Source organism: Ewingella allii (assembly GCF_044430645.1).
GTDB classification, from domain to species: Bacteria; Pseudomonadota; Gammaproteobacteria; order Enterobacterales; family Enterobacteriaceae; genus Ewingella; species Ewingella allii.
Genome location: NZ_JAWUDN010000001.1, coordinates 215,587 through 231,825, shown reverse-complemented (window position 1 = coordinate 231,825; position 16,239 = coordinate 215,587). Strand labels below are relative to the sequence as shown.

The following is a 16,239-nucleotide window of genomic DNA, read 5'->3' as shown; positions in this document are numbered from 1 at the left end:
GTGGGCGATGCGTAAGCAGTGGCTTGGAGCCGTCATTATCGGGTTGTTATTGAGCGCCTGTAGTACCGAAGACACACAGCAACAACAACCGGCCCCACCGCAGACCTATAACGGTCCCGTGGTTGAAATCGGCGGCGCTGATCCGCGTTACGAACCTTATAATCCGGGCACCAGTCAGGATTATTCGGTCAATGGCAAAACCTACAAAATTGTCAAAGACCCGTCTAACTTCTCTCAGGTCGGCTTAGCCTCTTGGTATGGGCAAGAAAACGGCAGCAACACCACGGCTATTGGCGAAGAGTTTGACCCGAACGCCCTGACCGCCGCGCACCCTACTCTGCCGATCCCAAGCTATGTTCGCGTGACCAACGTCGCCAACGGCCGCATGTTGGTGGTTCGCGTTAACGACCGTGGCCCTTATACGCCAGGTCGCATTATTGATTTATCCCAGGCCGCCGCCGAGCGTCTGAACCTGACTAACAGCACCAAAGTCAGAGTCGACTTCATCAATGTTGCTCCAGACGGCACGCTGTCTGGCCCAGGCACCATTGGTACCACCGTCGCCAAACAGTCTTATGCTCTGCCAGCGCGCCCGGAATTGGGTGCTAGCGGTATCGGTACGCCGGTGCAAAGTGCGCCGACTGACACCGGTGCGGCAGTTCGCCCAATTGATAACAGCACCCTGACCAACGCCGAAGATACCGATACCGTCGCCACTACCGGCGTGGCGGAGAATGGCGGCAACGGCGGTGGTGGCTTCCTGCAATCACCAAAACCTGTGCCACAGGGTATTTTGGAACATGATGATCCAGCCCCCGTCGCTTCTCCAAGCCCTGCTCCGGCAATGGCCGCAGTAGCTGCGCCTGCCGCCGTGGCAGCCGCATCGGCTCCTCATGCGTCATCATCAAACCACGCCGCGGGCGGCAACTACATGGTGCAGGTCGGCGCGCTGAGCAATCCGCAAAACGCCGCGCTATGGCAAAAAAGCCTGAGCCAGAAGTTCTCCGTGCCGGGCAAAGTTCAACCTAATGGCAGTATGTACCGCGTACAGCTGGGTCCGATGAGCCGCCAGCAGGCAGAACAGCTCAAACAACGTCTGGCTAGCGAAGCCCAGCAGCAGTCGTTTGTCGTTTCAGCCCTGTGATGCGCTAAATCACGGCGAGACAAAATGCATTTCCTTAACGGGGCTACGGCCCCGTTTTTTCCACCGATGCGAAATTGGTAAAAAAGGGTAAACACTTTCAAGCCGCTGTAATCGCAGATGTCTGAATATGTCGCTTCTGCTATAGTGTGGCACGTTTTTAACTTACTTCTACGGATGTTGCTGTCCCTATCATGAAACTTGTAACTACCCCACTTCTCGTCAAAAGCTTGGCTTTTGGCACAGCTCTGAGCCTTTGCGCAGCGTCCGCCTATGCCGACGATGTTAATTTAAAGACGATGATCCCCGGCGTCCCGCAGATTGATGCTGAAGCCTATATCCTGATTGACTACAACTCAGGCAAAGTGCTGGCAGAAATGAACGCTGACGCACGCCGTGACCCAGCCAGCTTGACCAAAATGATGACCAGTTATGTTATCGGTCAATCCATTAAAGCGGGCAAAATCACGCCAAACGATATGGTTACCGTGGGTCAGGACGCGTGGGCGACCGGCAACCCGGTATTCAAAGGCTCCTCCCTGATGTTCCTCAAGCCGGGCGACCGCGTTGCGGTTTCTGAGCTGAACCGTGGCATCATTTTGCAATCCGGTAACGACGCCTGTGTGGCGATGGCCGACTACGTGGCAGGCAGCCAAGACGCCTTTGTTGGCCTGATGAACAACTACGTGAACGCGCTGGGTCTGAAAAACACCCACTTCGGCACGGTTCACGGTCTGGACGCCGCAGGGCAGTTCAGCTCGGCGCGCGACATGGCGCTGATCGGTCAGGCGCTTATCCGTGACGTGCCGGAAGAGTACGCGACCTATAAAGAGAAAGAGTTCACCTTCAACAACATTCGCCAGACCAACCGCAATGGCCTGTTGTGGGACACCAGCCTGAACGTTGACGGCATCAAAACCGGTCACACCGAATCTGCTGGCTACAACTTGGTGGCGTCGGCAACCGAAGGCCAGATGCGTCTGATCTCCGCCGTAATGGGCGGTCACACCTATAAAGGCCGTGAAGTTGAAAGTAAGAAACTGCTGACCTGGGGCTTCCGCTTCTTCGAAACCGTTTCTCCACTGAAAGCCGGTAAAGAATTTGCCTCCGAGCCAGTGTGGTTTGGCGATGCTGACCGCGTCGCGCTGGGCGTTGATAAAGACGCTTTCCTGACCATTCCCCGCGGCCGTATGAAAGATTTGAAAGCCAGCTATGTGTTGACCAATCCAGAGCTGCACGCACCATTGCAGAAAAATCAGGTAGTTGGCTCTATCAACTTCCAGCTTGATGGTAAAACCATTGACGAGCGCCCTCTGGTGGTGCTGAATGAAGTCAAAGAAGGGGGCTTCTTCGGCCGCATCGTGGATTACATCAAACTGATGTTCCACCACTGGTTCGGCTAAGCGCGGGCTTGAAAAGCCGCCTTTACCCCCCACATAGTTACTATTACTATTGTGAAATTGATCACACTCCCGCTTCGGCGGGAGTGTGATTTTAATAACAATAATCCGTCTGCTGTAAACACGCTGGAGTGCACATGAAAACCAAACTTAACGAACTGCTCGAATTCCCATGTCCATTTACTTATAAAGTAATGGGTTTGGCACAGCCCGAGTTGGTTGATCAGGTTGTGGAAGTCGTGCAACGCCATGCGCCTGGCGACTACAATCCTCAGGTAAAACCGAGCAGTAAAGGGAATTACCACTCCGTATCAATTACGATCACCGCGCAGCATATCGATCAGGTCGAAACCCTGTACGACGAGCTGGGTAATCTCGAAATTGTCCGCATGGTATTGTGATCCCTTCTTGTGAATTGCCTAATGCAGCACCCTAATCGGTGCTGCATTGCTTTTTCTGACCCCCTCTTTCTAAATGGCGATAGCTGCTGTGCAACAAGATAAACTGCAACAACGCATTGTGTTACGTCAGCTGGGTCTGCAGCCTTACGAACCAGTGTCCCGCGCGATGCATCTGTTCACTGACAACCGTACTCCTGAAACCCAAGATGAAATCTGGCTGGTCGAGCACCACAAGGTTTTCACTCAGGGTCAGGCCGGTAAGGCAGAGCACGTGCTGCTGCCGGGCGATATCCCCGTTATTCAAAGCGACCGTGGCGGTCAGGTCACCTATCATGGCCCCGGCCAGCAGGTGATGTACGTGATGGTGGATTTGAAGCGCAAAAAGCTAGGCGTACGCCAGCTCGTTACCGCCATTGAGCAAACCGTGGTGGACACCCTCGCCCACTTTTCCATTGAAGCCTACCCGCGTGCCGACGCCCCCGGCGTGTATGTCGATCGCAAAAAAATCTGTTCGCTGGGTCTGCGTATCCGCAAAGGCTGTTCGCTACACGGTTTGGCGCTGAATATTGCTATGGATCTCGAGCCATTCCTGCGCATCAATCCTTGTGGCTATGCCGGGTTGGAAATGACGCAGGTCAGCCGTGAAAAACCGGGGCTGACGGTTGATGACGTCATGCCGGTGCTGGTGAAATCCTTCAATAACTTACTGAATTACCAGCAAGTGGATTACCTGCCATGGCAGGCCGAAGACTACTAATGTTAAAAAAATGTAGACTTTGTGGCGTATAAGCACTTCTGGGGCTGAATAGTGAGCGGCATAAGTGATATAATTTCTGCAATTATTCACATTTTTTTTAATGAATCATCCAGTTCATTGAATGTCCTGAAAAAACTCAAGTAACGAGTGACAAACTTGGAACCTGCAAGCTTATGAGTAAACCGATTCAGATGGAACGCGGCGTTAAATACCGCGATGCAGATAAGATGGCGTTAATCCCGGTGAAAACCGTGGCCACTGACCGGCAGGAAATGTTACGTAAGCCGGCTTGGATGAAAATCAAACTTCCGGCTGACTCAAGCCGCATTCAGGGCATCAAAGCCGCCTTGCGTAAGAACGGATTACACTCCGTTTGTGAAGAAGCCGCTTGCCCTAATCTCTCCGAATGCTTCAACCACGGCACCGCCACCTTTATGATCCTCGGCGCGATCTGTACCCGCCGTTGCCCATTCTGTGACGTTGCCCACGGCCGCCCTACGGCACCAGATACCAATGAGCCGCAGAAGCTGGCACAGACTATCGCCGATATGGGCCTGCGCTACGTGGTGATCACCTCGGTTGACCGCGATGACCTGCGCGACGGCGGTGCTCAGCACTTCGCCGACTGTATCGCCGCGATTCGCGAGAAGAATCCAACCATTAAGATTGAAACACTGGTGCCGGACTTCCGTGGCCGTATGGATCGCGCGTTGGATATCCTCAACGCCACGCCACCAGACGTGTTCAACCACAACCTGGAAAACGTGCCGCGCGTTTACCGTCAGGTGCGCCCTGGTGCTAACTACGAGTGGTCACTGACCCTGCTGCAACGCTTCAAAGAAGCTCACCCTGAGATCCCAACCAAGTCTGGTTTGATGGTAGGTCTGGGCGAAACCAATGAAGAGATCATTGAAGTGATGCGCGACCTGCGTCGCCACGGCGTGACCATGCTGACTCTTGGCCAGTACTTGCAGCCAAGCCGTCACCACTTGCCGGTTCAGCGTTATGTCAGCCCGGAAGAGTTCGATTACATGAAAGAAGAAGCACTGAAAATGGGCTTCACCCACGCGGCTTGTGGTCCTTTCGTGCGTTCTTCTTACCATGCTGATCTTCAGGCCAAAGGCATCGAAGTAAAATAAGCCCTATTGCGGTGCTGCGACCTGAGTTAACGCGCCGCAAGCTTAAATCTGGAAAGAAGTGGATGTCACACTTTGTTACTTTTCAGCCAGCAGAAACGACAAAAAACGGTTGCTCACATGAGCAGCCGTTTTTTATTTGCGGCGACCAAAACCGCCGCGAAGTGCCTGGCTACAACAGCAGAACGGCGGGCGTTAACCCGCACACAAATCAGTCTTTGTGCTCTACGCGCTCAGCAGGCTGTGCGTCAGTTTTGGCAGCAGGAGCTGGATCATCATTCATGGCTTTCTTGAAGCCACGCAGCGCAGCGCCCAGATCTCCGCCCAAAGAGCGCAGTTTGCTGGTACCGAACAGCAGAACGATCAGAACACCCACAACTAACAATTTAGTAATGCTTAAACCTTCCATACACACCTTCTTTTCACGGTTTGCGAAACTGTTTATCTGAACTGTTTAGTTGCGCTTTTAACTGTCAGAACAGCCCAAACAATTTAAGGTTATTTACGAATAATCTGGGTGTAAATACAACCTAAAAATGTAACAGAAATGCTCAGACAGAAATGGACTCTCTGTGGTCGATGAGCCAACGGGCGGACTAAATAAATCGGCTGAGAAACGCCTGAGTGCGCGGATGCTGTGGATTGACCAGCACCTCCTGCGCAGACCCCTGCTCCACCACATAGCCGCGATCCATAAACACCACCCGATCCGCCGCCTCTTTAGCAAAGCCAATTTCGTGCGTCACCACAATCATGGTTAACCCCTGCCGGGCCAGATCGCGCATGGTGGAAAGCACTTCGCCCACCAGCTCCGGGTCCAGCGCCGAGGTCGGCTCGTCGAACAGCATCAGCTTGGGTTTCACCGCCAAAGCGCGAGCAATCGCCACCCGCTGCTGCTGGCCGCCGGAGAGATGGCGCGGGTAGGCATCGGCTTTGTCACTCAGCCCCACCTTTTGCAGCAGCTCGCGGGCGTACTTCTCGGCGTCCTGTCGGCTCTCTTTATGCACGCCGATGGGCGCTTCAACGATATTCTGCAACACCGTCATGTGCGGATAGAGGTTGAACTGCTGGAACACCATGCCGATATCACGACGCTGGCGCGCAATGGCCTTTTCCGACAGCTTGTGCAGCTTCTCGCCGCGCAACTCATAGCCAATCTGCTCGCCGCCGACCATAATCGCGCCGCGATCGATATCTTCCAAATGGTTGATACAACGCAGGAAAGTGGATTTCCCCGAGCCTGACGGGCCAAGGATCACCACCACTTCGCTTGGTTTCACCTCCAGATCAATGCCTTTCAGCACTTCATTATCGCCATAGCTTTTATGCACGTTGCGCGCCACAACCAGCGGCGATTGGCTCTCTAAAGTGGGCTGACTCATCGCTCCTCCTTGTGGGTCTGGCTTGGGGCATTGACGATAGGAATGGTTTTCTCTTCGCCAGAACCCTGACGTCGCTTGGTGGCCGAGCCGGAGCGGCTGGTACCGCGGGCGTAATAGCGCTCAATGGCCGACTGACCGACGTTGAGTATCGAGGTGATCAGCAAGTACCAAATCACCGCCACCATCAGCATCGGCACCACTTCAAAGGTGCGGTTATAAATGGTTTGAACCGAGTACAGCAGATCGCCCATGGCAATCACGCTGACCAGCGAGGTGGCTTTAATCATGCTAATCAGCTGGTTGCCGGTGGGAGGGATAATCGAACGCATCGCCTGCGGGATAATAATGCGGCGCAGCGCGCGGCCACGGCTCATGCCGAAAGCCTGCGCCGTTTCCCCCTGCCCGTTGTCCACCGACAGCAGCCCAGCACGAATAATTTCCGCCATATAGGCCGCTTCGTTCAGCGCCAAACCGGCAATCGCCGCCGTCAGCGGGGTGATCAGGTCATTGGTGTTCCAACTCATGTACTCCGGGCCAAAGGGGATGCCGAGCACCACCCGTGGGAACAGCGTCGACATGTTGTACCAGAACAGCAGTTGCACCAGCAGCGGTGTACCACGGAAAAACCAGATATACAGCCCGGAGAGGCGGCGCAGCAACTGGCTTTGCGACAGGCGAGCAATCGCCAACATCAGGCCCAGAAACACGCCAAGCAGCATTGAAACCACGGTAAGCCCAAGCGTCACGCCCAGCCCCTTTACCACCGTACCTTCAGTAAACCACTGACCCACCACGTGCCATTCGAAATTAGGATTACGCGCCACGTTCCATACCACGTCAATGGCGATCAGCGTGACAATAATCCATGAGATCCAGCGGCCATAGTTGCGCGGCGCATGAGCAAACTCCACGTTACGGCGCGGGTTGCCGGCCTCATGGCTATCCGGCGGTTTAACTCGAAAGGTATTTTCCGTCATTAAGGTTGCGCCTTAGCCAGATTGATCCCCGGCGCTGCAACCATGTTGTCTTGCAGACCCCATTTTTTCATGATGATGGCGTAAGTGCCGTTGTCGAACAGTTTCTGGTAGCCCGCCAAAATCACGTCACGAATGGCCGAATCTTTTGGCACTAAGGTGCCCTGATAGATGTCGCCAAAGCCGTTAGATTTGCCTTTGCCCGCCAATTCCAACTGGCCACTGGCTTTGTCGACGAAATAGGTCAACGGCGCCTGCGAGGAGAAGAAGGCGTCAGAACGGTTAGAGCGCACGGCCAGAATCGAGGTTGGCTGGTCGCTAAACGACTGGATAGTCACCGCCGGTTTACCGGCTTTCACGCAGACGTCGGACTGCTTGCGGATCACCTGCTCCGCCGAGCCGCCCGCCATCACTGCAATGCGTTTGCCGCAGGTGTCGTCCAGCGAGTTAATGTTCTGCGGGTTGCCTTTATGCACCGCAAACACCACGTACTCTTTGACGAAATCGATGAAATCGTTTTTAGCCTGACGGTCAGGGTAATCACCAATCGGCCCCATCGCCAGCTGGTAGCGCCCGGCCGCCATGCCGCTCAGAATGCCAGACATGCCGCTGACCGAGGCGTGTTCGATTTTCACCCCTAGCACGCCAGCCAGCGCGTCGGCCAAGTCTGAACTTGCGCCGTCGAGGGTATTATTACCAGTCACAATTTCATAAGGAGGGAAGGAGCCGTTGTTGACCGACGTCATCACCCCGGATTTTTGGATGTCCGCTGGCAATTTGGCGTGCAGCGCGGCATCAACCATTTGCGCAGGGATAGCGACGCTTTCAGCAGCAAACGCGGTGGTCGAAAGTATTGAAAGTAATGCAGCCGTCAGTGCGGTAGCCGGACGTAATTTTCTTGCCATCATTGCAATGCCCTCTGTCGAAAAGTTGTGGTGAATGTTGTGCAATTAATTTCAAAATCAGTGATTTATTGTTAACACCTTCCCTGGTGTTGATAACGCCGTAAGGATATTTTTTATTTCTCACTGGGTCAGGCGCTGGCCGAGCAAGGGTAATGCGGCGCTCCCTGGTGTGGTTCGCGCTTGTTGGCCCTGCGGCGCACGTTGAGGACCGTGGCTGCCGCGAGGGGTACTGCCTGACTCTTAAATAAAGGGTTTTAGAACTTGTCAGTACGTAGCTGTGGAACATCAAAACGGCGGTTATCCAGCACTGGCAGCACTTTACGGGCGTGCGCTAAACGGGCTTTATCCAGCTCGGCAAAGACCAGGGCCGGAGCTTCGGCGGCGCGGGCAATCGCCACGCCAAGGGGGTCAACCACCATGCTGTTGCCTATGTTACGCTCGCCGCACTCGCCCACCGCCACCACGTAAGTGGTGTTTTCCAGCGCGCGGGCGGTGACCAACACTTCCCAATGCATCTCTTTCAGTGGCCCTTTCACCCACGCGGCGGGCAGAACCAGCGCGTCCGCGCCGTCGAGCACCAAACGCCGGGCCAGCTCAGGGAAACGCACGTCGTAGCAGGTCATCAGGCCGACTTTGAATCCGGCGACCTCCACCAGTGGCGGGATATCTTTGCCCGGCGTGACGTTCTTCGACTCTTGGGTGGAAAAGGCGTCATACAGGTGCAGCTTGCGGTATTCAGAAATGATCTTGCCGTCGCGAAGAGAGATGAGTACGTTCCACGCCCTGCCATCTGGCGTCGGGGTGTGCACGCTCATCATGGTGGTCATTTGGCTACCGACGCAGGCGGCCAGCAGTTGGCTGACAAATGGCCCGTCCAGCGGTTGCGCGGCTTTCAGCACTAAATCGGGATCAGTGATGTCGCGGGCGAGAATGCCCTCTGGCAGCACCAGCAGATCTACCCCGGCCTGTAATGACTTCTTCATTAACGACAGACAGGTTTCAACGTTAGCCTGCCACTCTTTGGCGACGGCGAACTGGCCTAATGCAACTTTCATCATCACTCCTTAATCTTGATTAACCGGCAAAATGCGGGAAAAGATCGGCGGCGGTCAGGCGCTGCGCGGTCAAATTCTGCCGATGCAGCTCTGCGCCAAAATCATTAATCATCTGCTCATTGGCGGCGTAACCGTTGGCGTTCCAGTCAGCGGGCAAGTCCACCACAGTGCGGCGCAGGTCATCTAGCAGCCACGGCGTGGTATCGGCATATTTAGCGCGCTTCTCCATCCACACTTGGTAAGAACGCTCAATAATGTCGCTCAGCGCCTGCGGCAGCCAAGGGTGTTCGGCGGCCAGCGCCGGTTTAATCGCCAGCAGGTGAATGCCCGGCACGTAACCCACTCGATTAAAATAATCCAACTCGGCCTGACGAAAGTCAGGCTGAAACTGGCGGAAGCCGGAATCCGGTTTGAAGAAGCCTTCAGGCATAAATGGCGTAAATACGGCGTCGAGCCAGCCCTCTTGCAGCAGCTCCATCATTGGGCGCTCTTCGGGCACGGCTTCAATACGCCCCGGCTGGCCAAAGCCTGCCAGACGGTCAACAATCGGGTTCTGCTCGGTCAGGCGGCCCACGTACCAGCGCGCATCTTCAATCTGCACCCCTTCCAGCGCCAAAACCGTGCGCGTCCAGGTATTCCCTGAATCTTGCCAGCCGGTCAGGCCGATGCGCTTACCCTTTAACTGGGAGAGTTCGGTCAGCGGGCTGTCCTGACGCGTAATAATGCAGCGCTGGCGGAATCCGCGCATCAGGAAGTGTGGAATGCCCAGCAGATCCTGCTCGCCGCGCGCACGCCCTTGGGCGTAACGGCTGAAGGAGACTTCCCCGGCCTGGTAGTCGGCGCTGGTGGCTAAGTCATCCACCAGCGTGCCCACACGGTCAATTTCCAGGTTAAAACCTTCTGGTTTGATATCGCCCAAGGCCAGCGGCGTAAAATAATCCCAGTCACGAACAGCCAGTCTGATGGTTAACGCCACGACATTCCCCTTATGCGTTTGCAAAATTCGGTTTGCTCAATTCTTTGACCAATGGCGAACAGATTGCCAACAAAGTGCTGTTTTTATCGCCTCAACTGGCTAAGTTTGATACTAATAGCATAAATAAATATGTACAATAGAATCTTTGTTACTGAACAAAAGGTATGAAATGGCTGAAAACCCGTTGGTAAAAACGCTGGATGCAGAGTGGTTCGCAGGGCATTTGCAGGATAGGTCGATGCGCGGCATCGCGCTGGAGACGGCGGCGATGATCCGGTCCGGCGTGATTGAAATCGGCACCCATTTACCGGCGGTTCGCGAATTGGCGCAGTCATTAGGGGTCAGCCCGGCGACGGTTTCTGCCGCGTGGGGTCAGCTGCGTCGGCAGAAAGTGATTGCCGGGCGCGGGCGCAATGGCGTCTGGGTCTGCGGCGATACTCTCTCCCCCCGCCCGGCGCGTTTTGAAAAAATTGGTAATTTTGGCGAGCACATCAGCGCCGACCTGACGCTGTCAGCGCCAGACCCGCAATTACTGCCCGACCTGCGCGAAGCCCTGCTGTCAGGCATGGCGGCTGAAAACCTCAATAGTTATCACCGCGAAGCCATCTCCCCGGCCTTGCTGACGGCGGTTCAATCTGACTGGCCCTATGCCGCCGAAGCTTTTATGGCGACCGACGGCGGCTTTGACGCCATGAACCTGACGCTGCAAACCCTGCTGATGCAAGGCTCGGTGGTCGCCATTGAAGACCCGACCGCCAGCCGCCTGCTGGATATGCTCGATAACCTTAATGCGCAGGTTCTGCCGGTAAAATGCGATGAGTTCGGGCCAATCCCCGAGTCGCTTCAGGCGGCGCTCGCCAAAAATCCGTCAGCCTTTATCTATCAGCCAAGCACCCATTCGCACTGCGGGCACGTGATGAACGCCGAGCGTTTCGCCGAGCTGGCAGCACTATTGGCCGAGAGCAATGCGCTGATTGTTGAAGATGATGGCATCGGCCAGCTCTCCCACACCGCGCCTCTGAGCATGGGCAGCGTGCTACCCAAACGCACGGTGCACGTGCGCTCTTACTCCAAAGCCTACGGGCCGGATCTGCGCCTGGCGGTGCTCTCCGGCTCGCGGGAGCTGATCAAACAAGTGATTTCTTTCCGCAATTTCGGCGCAGGTTGGTCGAGCCGCATTTTGCAGCAGGCTCTGGCCTATCTGATTAAGGATGAGAAGACCCAGCAGGGGATTGCCCACGCCAAAGCGGTTTATGCCCAGCGGCGCAAAGCGATGTCCGACGCGCTGCAACTGCGCGGCGTGCATATTCCACACCGCGACGGGCTGGCGATGTGGATCCCCGTCCCTTCGGAGCAGTTTGCTTTAGTAACGCTGGCAGCGCGGGGAATTGCGGTGCTGCCCGGCGAGCGTAGCCGCATCGGGCCGGGGCAGTTTATCCGCATCAGCACCTCTCAGCTAAAAGCGGAGCAGGTGGATGTCATTGCCGACGCCATTGTGCTGGCGCTGGGTTAAACGCAGGTTGGGAACTTTTTGATCAGATACTTCGGCGATTCTTCATATTCGGCGCGGGCATAAAACTGATGTGCCCGCACGCGGCGGCTGTGGCTATGCACTTCCATCCGGTCGCAGCCGCGCTCGATGGACAGGCGTTCGGCCTCGTCCACCAGCTTCTGCCCGATACCGCCACCGCGGCTTTCACCACTGACGCACAGATAGCTGATGCGGCAAAACTCCCCGGCCAGCGCAATCTGCGGGATAAAGTGCAATGAGATAAAGCCGACCACTGCCCCCTGCTCTTCCGCCAGGAGCAGGCGGCTGTCCGGGTTGTTCGCCATGTTGACGATTCTCGCCGCCACGTCCTGTGGGTCATTGGGATAATCCAGATCGGCCAAAAGCTGGGTGATAATAGGAGCATCGGCGGCAAGCGCGTCGCGTATTAACATTGTGTTTCCTTTTTATTCTCAGCGGCTTTTCACAAAGCACTACAAAATTTTGGTCTGCGGTGTAAAATTGCGCGGCAAAATGATGGAGATGACATTCCTCCGAAACCGCCTTTACGGGCTAATGATGTCTACGCAATCTCGCGAGAGGTTCGTAGCGTCGTGCCCGGACCTTTCTGAATTCCACCTGTTTATAAAGGTTTTCCATGTTTACTACTTTTCTTGCAGTCCTCATTGCGGGCGGTGTCGGCAGCGCAGCGCGCTGGTATCTCGGTTTGAAGATGAACAGCATTTCGCCGACCATTCCTCTTGGCACGCTGGCCGTTAACCTGATTGGTGCCTTTGTTATTGGCTTCGCCATCGCGATTTTTGGCCGCATGAGCAATGTCGACCCGGTACTCAAAGCGGTGATCACCACCGGCTTTTGCGGCGGCTTCACCACTTTCTCCACCTTCTCTCTGGAAGTGGTTTACATGCTGCAAGCCGGGCGTTTCGGTGATGCCGTGCTGAACATCTCCCTGAACCTGTTTGGCTCCCTCGCCCTTACCCTGCTGGGCTTTATGGTGGTCAGCTGGTACAACGCGCACTGATTCTATCCCTCAACGATGCCTTTTTTATGACAAAGGCATCGTGAATCTTCAATGATTTCCTTCTCGCTGGCGCCGAACATTTTTTCACCTTTTAAGCGCGTCTTAATGTTTCCTTCATCTTAAATCTGCACAATCGTCTCCATTGATTCATTTTAATGATGCCATCTGGAGTGATTATGTTTACTACCCCTAAAACGTTATCTGAAATTATGGTGACTTCACTGTGCGTACTGATCGTCGCCGCCTTTTTGCAGGCCTATTTCGCCGCCTAAGTCCCCTCGTTTACCTCATTTCGCCAACGGCGCAGCGCTTAACACGCTGCGCCGTTTGTTTTGATATTTACCTGCTAGCCATGTCTGCTTATAATTGAGAATGAACGTTCATACTCATTTTTATTTTGCCAGCTCTTGCCATCAGGACTTCTATGTTGCCTCCACAGGACACCAAGGAAAAACGCATCTGCGCCCGACGCGATCAGATCATTGCCGCCGCGCGGATCTGCTTTCGTAAGCACGGTTTTCACGGCGCGGGAATGGCCGAGATCGCCAAATTATCGCAGCTTAGCGTGGGGCAGATTTATCGCTATTTCGCCAATAAAGAGGCCATTATCGAAGAGATAGTGCGCCGCATGGTGGCGAAGAAGATTGAGCTGATCACCGGCAATGCCCACAACCTGCTGCAAATGGCGGAGAATCTCGCCAATCGCCGCATCGGCGAGTTCCACCTCACCGAGCCGCGCGCGGGCGAGCAAGAAACCCCGGACGAGCAGACGGAAATCGACCACGCCCTGATGCTGGAAGTGGCCGCCGAAGCGACGCGCAATCCGCTGGTGGAGAAGATCTGGCGCGACTCAGAGTGCGATTTGTTCAATCAGGCAAAAGCCACCATGTCCAAAGCCTACCCGCACTGGAGCGACGAAGAGCTGAATAATCGCGTCGAAGTGGTGGCGGTTATCTGCGAAGGCACCGCCTTCCGCCATCTCACCACCCAACATGCCAACGCTCAGGCGCTAGAAAAGCTCTACAACCAATTGTTTGGTCAACTGTTTAACCCGCCATCGCCTGGCCAATCCTAATGTCACACACATCGTCTTAACCACCACAAAATAACCGGGAAACGGAAAATTAATGAGCGCTCACCTGACAGAAAAACGCTTGGGCTATATCTTGGTCTTAGGGTCACTTGCCGCACTTGGCCCGCTATGCACTGACTTATATCTGCCGGCCTTGCCGCAAATGGCCAATGAACTCAACACCAACACCGCCACCAGCCAGCTCAGCCTGACCACCGGCCTGCTTGGGCTAGGCCTGGGCCAGCTTATCTTCGGCCCGCTGAGCGATAAATATGGCCGCCTGCGCCCGCTACTCTGGTCGCTGGCCCTGCTGTTTGCCGCGTCCGTTTGGTGCGCCGTGGCTCCTAGCATTGAACAGCTGATCGCCGCCCGTCTGCTTCAGGGCATTGCCGGAGCCGGCGGCGCGGTACTTTCACGCGCGGTGGCCCGCGATATGTATAACGGCCACGAGCTGACCAAGTTCTTTGCACTGCTGATGCTAGTTAACGGGCTGGCGCCGATTATTGCGCCGGTACTCGGCGGCGGGCTGCTGAACTTTATGAACTGGCGCGGAATTTTTGGCGCGCTGGGGGTGATTTCCGTGCTGCTGTTCGCCTCGTCGCTGCTCAAGCTGCATGAAACCCTGCCAGCCGAAAGGCGCTCGCAGGGCGGCGTGATGGCGATGGTACGCGCCATCGGCGGACTGCTCAAAGATCGCCAGTTTATGGGGCTGTGTCTGGCGCAGGGCTTTACCATGGCGGGGATGTTTGCCTATATCGGCGCGTCGCCTTTCGTCTTACAGCAGATTTATGGCCTCAGCCCGCAGATGTTTAGCCTGTGCTTTGCGATTAATGGCGTGGGTCTGGTGCTGGCGGCGCAAATTTCTACCCGCCTGAGTGGCAAGTTTGGCGAACTGGCGCTGGTCAAGGCTGGGCTGACCATTGCGGCGCTCGGCTCGATTTCACTGGTTATCGCCGCCAGCCTGCACGCGCCGCTGGTGACGCTGCTGGTGCCGCTATTCTTCTCGGTGATCACCATCGGGATTGTCGGCCCGAACGCCTCATCGCTGGCGATGCAAACTCAGGGGAAAAATGCCGGTAGCGCGTCAGCGCTGATTGGGGTGTGTATGTTCGCGCTCGGCTCCATTAGCGTGCCGATCAGTGGCCTGGGCGGCACCTCGGCGCTGTCGATGGGCTTCACTATTATGGGCTGCTTCGCCATTGCCATCCTGCTGTTTACCACGCTGGTGCGTAAACCACGCGCGGCGTAACAAGACCATCAGCTAACAAAAGACCAAAAAAAACCCGCATCAGCGGGTTTTTCAAAATTTGGCTAGAGTTAGATAGGTTTAACGTCAGCAGCCGATGGGCCTTTGGCGCCCTGTGTGATTTCGAACTCTACACGTTGGCCTTCAGCGAGGGTTTTGAAACCGTTGCTGGAAATAGCAGAGAAGTGCACGAAAACATCTTTGCTGCCATCTTCAGGGGTAATGAAACCAAAACCTTTAGATTCATTGAACCACTTAACGCTACCTTTAATCTTTGACATCAAACTTACCTTTACGTGAATGTAAGACACAAAATGTGTGTCAAGTAGAGTACAGCAGCAGATTCAGGTTTTGTCCAGAATGTGCAAAGCAATAAGCGATAAACCTCTCACTCTTAGACTTTGTACGACAATTCCTACTGGCAAACCTCACTCTGAAATGCAAAACATTCAAAAGAAGGAGTCGTCGTCATCAGTACTGTAATCGGAAGAGTCAAAGCTGTCCGAGCCAAATCCTAAGTCTGAATTATCATCACGCAGGGAGGCGTCCTGCCATGAAGGCTGCCCGCTGTTGAAATCCTGCTGCTGGAAATCATTATTGCCAAGGAAACCGTTGTCAGTGTCATTCAGATTCTGCACCGGTGGCTCTTCGATAATATTCACAATCTCCTGTGGCTGGCTCTGATGGAACATGCCGGTCAGCATCTCAGCTAACACCACCCCACCCGCCACGCCCGCGGCGGTACGCAGCGCGCTGCCCAAAAAGCCCGGCTGTTGGGGCGCGGCCTGCTGTGGAGCCGCCTGCTGGTAGGGCTGTTGCTGCTGGTAGCCCTGCTGCTGCCCACGGTTGTCCCAGCCGCTGGTGCCTGGGATCGGCTGGCTACCTGAGTTGCTCTGCGGTGCAGCCTGAGACTGAGCCTGTGACGCCGCGCCGCCGCCAAACAACCCGGCCAAGAAACCGGTGCTCTGTGGGCGGGCGTTCTTCGCCTGCTCTTGCAGTTGCGCTATCTGCTGCTGTTGCGCCTGAATCTGTTGATTCAGCTTAGTCAACGCCGCTTCTTGAATAATCATCGCCTGCGCCATGTAGTAAGGCGCAGCGGGCTGCTTGCTGACGCAGGCCTGAATCACGCGCTCTGCCTCGGCATCACGCGGTGCCGTTGCGGACTCAGCCTGTTGCAGACGACTAAAAAGCCCTTCGATTAAACGCTGTTCTTCAGATTGCATAAATTCACCTTCTCTTTAGGTATTACTCCGCCCTTGAGCT

Annotated in this window: 18 protein-coding genes and 1 riboswitch; of the genes, 9 read left to right on the top strand and 9 right to left on the bottom strand. The window is 55.2% G+C overall.

Annotated elements, in window-relative coordinates; translation table 11 throughout:
* Nucleotides 1-7 precede the first annotated feature (7 nt).
* From rlpA to lipA, 5 genes are all read left to right on the top strand, one after another.
* On the top strand, nucleotides 8-1,144 hold the full coding sequence (gene rlpA / locus SBO83_RS01085) for an endolytic peptidoglycan transglycosylase RlpA (RefSeq protein WP_396130188.1): 1,137 nt from the start codon (nucleotides 8-10) through the stop codon (nucleotides 1,142-1,144).
* 191 nt (nucleotides 1,145-1,335) lie between these two features.
* On the top strand, nucleotides 1,336-2,544 hold the full coding sequence (gene dacA, locus SBO83_RS01080; RefSeq protein WP_034788356.1) for a D-alanyl-D-alanine carboxypeptidase DacA: 1,209 nt from the start codon (nucleotides 1,336-1,338) through the stop codon (nucleotides 2,542-2,544).
* 134 nt (nucleotides 2,545-2,678) lie between these two features.
* On the top strand, nucleotides 2,679-2,942 hold the full coding sequence (gene ybeD / locus SBO83_RS01075; RefSeq protein ID WP_034788355.1) for a DUF493 family protein YbeD: 264 nt from the start codon (nucleotides 2,679-2,681) through the stop codon (nucleotides 2,940-2,942).
* Nucleotides 2,943-3,015: 73 nt separating this feature from the next.
* On the top strand, nucleotides 3,016-3,699 hold the full coding sequence (gene lipB, locus SBO83_RS01070; protein ID WP_396130187.1) for a lipoyl(octanoyl) transferase LipB: 684 nt from the start codon (nucleotides 3,016-3,018) through the stop codon (nucleotides 3,697-3,699).
* 173 nt (nucleotides 3,700-3,872) lie between these two features.
* A complete protein-coding gene (lipA, locus tag SBO83_RS01065) occupies nucleotides 3,873-4,838 on the top strand; it encodes a lipoyl synthase (RefSeq protein ID WP_100937779.1) in 966 nt (321 codons plus the stop codon).
* Between the two features lie 208 nt (nucleotides 4,839-5,046).
* On the opposite strand, the gene tatA is transcribed toward lipA, so the two are convergent.
* From tatA to SBO83_RS01035, 6 genes are all read right to left on the bottom strand, one after another.
* Nucleotides 5,047-5,244 carry a Sec-independent protein translocase subunit TatA gene (gene tatA / locus SBO83_RS01060; RefSeq protein WP_034788352.1) on the bottom strand — a complete coding sequence of 66 codons (198 nt, stop codon included), beginning with the start codon at nucleotides 5,242-5,244 and terminating at the stop codon, nucleotides 5,047-5,049.
* A gap of 187 nt (nucleotides 5,245-5,431) precedes the next feature.
* On the bottom strand, nucleotides 5,432-6,217 hold the full coding sequence (locus SBO83_RS01055) for an ATP-binding cassette domain-containing protein (protein ID WP_396130186.1): 786 nt from the start codon (nucleotides 6,215-6,217) through the stop codon (nucleotides 5,432-5,434).
* On the bottom strand, nucleotides 6,214-7,194 hold the full coding sequence (locus tag SBO83_RS01050; protein WP_396130185.1) for an ABC transporter permease subunit: 981 nt from the start codon (nucleotides 7,192-7,194) through the stop codon (nucleotides 6,214-6,216). The genes SBO83_RS01055 and SBO83_RS01050 overlap by 4 nt, the downstream gene beginning before the upstream one ends.
* On the bottom strand, nucleotides 7,194-8,099 hold the full coding sequence (locus SBO83_RS01045; protein ID WP_396130184.1) for an ABC transporter substrate-binding protein: 906 nt from the start codon (nucleotides 8,097-8,099) through the stop codon (nucleotides 7,194-7,196). The genes SBO83_RS01050 and SBO83_RS01045 overlap by 1 nt, the downstream gene beginning before the upstream one ends.
* Before the next feature lie 251 nt (nucleotides 8,100-8,350).
* Nucleotides 8,351-9,151 carry a deaminated glutathione amidase gene (locus tag SBO83_RS01040; RefSeq protein WP_396130912.1) on the bottom strand — a complete coding sequence of 267 codons (801 nt, stop codon included), beginning with the start codon at nucleotides 9,149-9,151 and terminating at the stop codon, nucleotides 8,351-8,353.
* Nucleotides 9,152-9,170: 19 nt separating this feature from the next.
* Nucleotides 9,171-10,127, bottom strand: a complete 957-nt coding sequence (locus SBO83_RS01035) for a nitrate ABC transporter substrate-binding protein (RefSeq protein WP_396130183.1) — start codon at nucleotides 10,125-10,127, stop codon at nucleotides 9,171-9,173.
* A gap of 169 nt (nucleotides 10,128-10,296) precedes the next feature.
* Here SBO83_RS01035 and SBO83_RS01030 point away from each other — a divergent pair, with 169 nt between their 5' ends.
* The gene (locus tag SBO83_RS01030) at nucleotides 10,297-11,640 is read left to right on the top strand and encodes an aminotransferase class I/II-fold pyridoxal phosphate-dependent enzyme (RefSeq protein ID WP_396130182.1); all 1,344 of its coding nucleotides are present in this window, start codon (nucleotides 10,297-10,299) and stop codon (nucleotides 11,638-11,640) included.
* On the opposite strand, the gene SBO83_RS01025 is transcribed toward SBO83_RS01030, so the two are convergent.
* Nucleotides 11,637-12,071 carry a GNAT family N-acetyltransferase gene (locus SBO83_RS01025; protein ID WP_396130181.1) on the bottom strand — a complete coding sequence of 145 codons (435 nt, stop codon included), beginning with the start codon at nucleotides 12,069-12,071 and terminating at the stop codon, nucleotides 11,637-11,639. The genes SBO83_RS01030 and SBO83_RS01025 overlap by 4 nt on opposite strands.
* Nucleotides 12,072-12,146: 75 nt before the next feature.
* Nucleotides 12,147-12,209, top strand: a riboswitch (Fluoride riboswitch).
* A gap of 65 nt (nucleotides 12,210-12,274) precedes the next feature.
* Between SBO83_RS01025 and crcB the strand changes: the two genes are divergently transcribed.
* From crcB to SBO83_RS01010, 3 genes are all read left to right on the top strand, one after another.
* On the top strand, nucleotides 12,275-12,658 hold the full coding sequence (gene crcB, locus SBO83_RS01020) for a fluoride efflux transporter CrcB (protein WP_353501318.1): 384 nt from the start codon (nucleotides 12,275-12,277) through the stop codon (nucleotides 12,656-12,658).
* Between the two features lie 424 nt (nucleotides 12,659-13,082).
* Nucleotides 13,083-13,733, top strand: coding sequence for a TetR/AcrR family transcriptional regulator (locus tag SBO83_RS01015; RefSeq protein WP_396130180.1), 651 nt, complete (start codon nucleotides 13,083-13,085; stop codon nucleotides 13,731-13,733).
* 52 nt (nucleotides 13,734-13,785) lie between these two features.
* Nucleotides 13,786-14,979, top strand: coding sequence for a Bcr/CflA family efflux MFS transporter (locus tag SBO83_RS01010; RefSeq protein ID WP_396130179.1), 1,194 nt, complete (start codon nucleotides 13,786-13,788; stop codon nucleotides 14,977-14,979).
* Nucleotides 14,980-15,047: 68 nt separating this feature from the next.
* Here the strand turns inward: SBO83_RS01010 and cspE are convergent, their stop codons facing one another.
* Nucleotides 15,048-15,257, bottom strand: a complete 210-nt coding sequence (cspE, locus tag SBO83_RS01005) for a transcription antiterminator/RNA stability regulator CspE (RefSeq protein ID WP_353501315.1) — start codon at nucleotides 15,255-15,257, stop codon at nucleotides 15,048-15,050.
* Between the two features lie 168 nt (nucleotides 15,258-15,425).
* Nucleotides 15,426-16,199: a DUF2076 domain-containing protein gene (locus SBO83_RS01000; protein WP_396130178.1), complete on the bottom strand. Its 774-nt coding sequence runs from the start codon at nucleotides 16,197-16,199 to the stop codon at nucleotides 15,426-15,428.
* Nucleotides 16,200-16,239: the final 40 nt, after the last annotated feature.

Bases quoted from the DNA above. Each gene is read 5' to 3' on its own strand.
- SBO83_RS01055 (WP_396130186.1), bottom strand. From the start codon at position 6,217: ATGAGTCAGCCCACTTTAGAGAGCCAATCGCCGCTGGTTGTGGCGCGC.
- SBO83_RS01025 (WP_396130181.1), bottom strand. From the start codon at position 12,071: ATGTTAATACGCGACGCGCTTGCCGCCGATGCTCCTATTATCACCCAG.
- crcB (WP_353501318.1), top strand. From the start codon at position 12,275: ATGTTTACTACTTTTCTTGCAGTCCTCATTGCGGGCGGTGTCGGCAGC.
- dacA (WP_034788356.1), top strand. From the start codon at position 1,336: ATGAAACTTGTAACTACCCCACTTCTCGTCAAAAGCTTGGCTTTTGGC.
- SBO83_RS01045 (WP_396130184.1), bottom strand. From the start codon at position 8,099: ATGATGGCAAGAAAATTACGTCCGGCTACCGCACTGACGGCTGCATTA.
- SBO83_RS01015 (WP_396130180.1), top strand. From the start codon at position 13,083: ATGTTGCCTCCACAGGACACCAAGGAAAAACGCATCTGCGCCCGACGC.
- lipA (WP_100937779.1), top strand. From the start codon at position 3,873: ATGAGTAAACCGATTCAGATGGAACGCGGCGTTAAATACCGCGATGCA.
- SBO83_RS01010 (WP_396130179.1), top strand. From the start codon at position 13,786: ATGAGCGCTCACCTGACAGAAAAACGCTTGGGCTATATCTTGGTCTTA.
- ybeD (WP_034788355.1), top strand. From the start codon at position 2,679: ATGAAAACCAAACTTAACGAACTGCTCGAATTCCCATGTCCATTTACT.
- SBO83_RS01000 (WP_396130178.1), bottom strand. From the start codon at position 16,199: ATGCAATCTGAAGAACAGCGTTTAATCGAAGGGCTTTTTAGTCGTCTG.
- SBO83_RS01040 (WP_396130912.1), bottom strand. From the start codon at position 9,151: ATGAAAGTTGCATTAGGCCAGTTCGCCGTCGCCAAAGAGTGGCAGGCT.
- SBO83_RS01050 (WP_396130185.1), bottom strand. From the start codon at position 7,194: ATGACGGAAAATACCTTTCGAGTTAAACCGCCGGATAGCCATGAGGCC.
- SBO83_RS01030 (WP_396130182.1), top strand. From the start codon at position 10,297: ATGGCTGAAAACCCGTTGGTAAAAACGCTGGATGCAGAGTGGTTCGCA.
- tatA (WP_034788352.1), bottom strand. From the start codon at position 5,244: ATGGAAGGTTTAAGCATTACTAAATTGTTAGTTGTGGGTGTTCTGATC.
- cspE (WP_353501315.1), bottom strand. From the start codon at position 15,257: ATGTCAAAGATTAAAGGTAGCGTTAAGTGGTTCAATGAATCTAAAGGT.
- lipB (WP_396130187.1), top strand. From the start codon at position 3,016: ATGGCGATAGCTGCTGTGCAACAAGATAAACTGCAACAACGCATTGTG.
- rlpA (WP_396130188.1), top strand. From the start codon at position 8: ATGCGTAAGCAGTGGCTTGGAGCCGTCATTATCGGGTTGTTATTGAGC.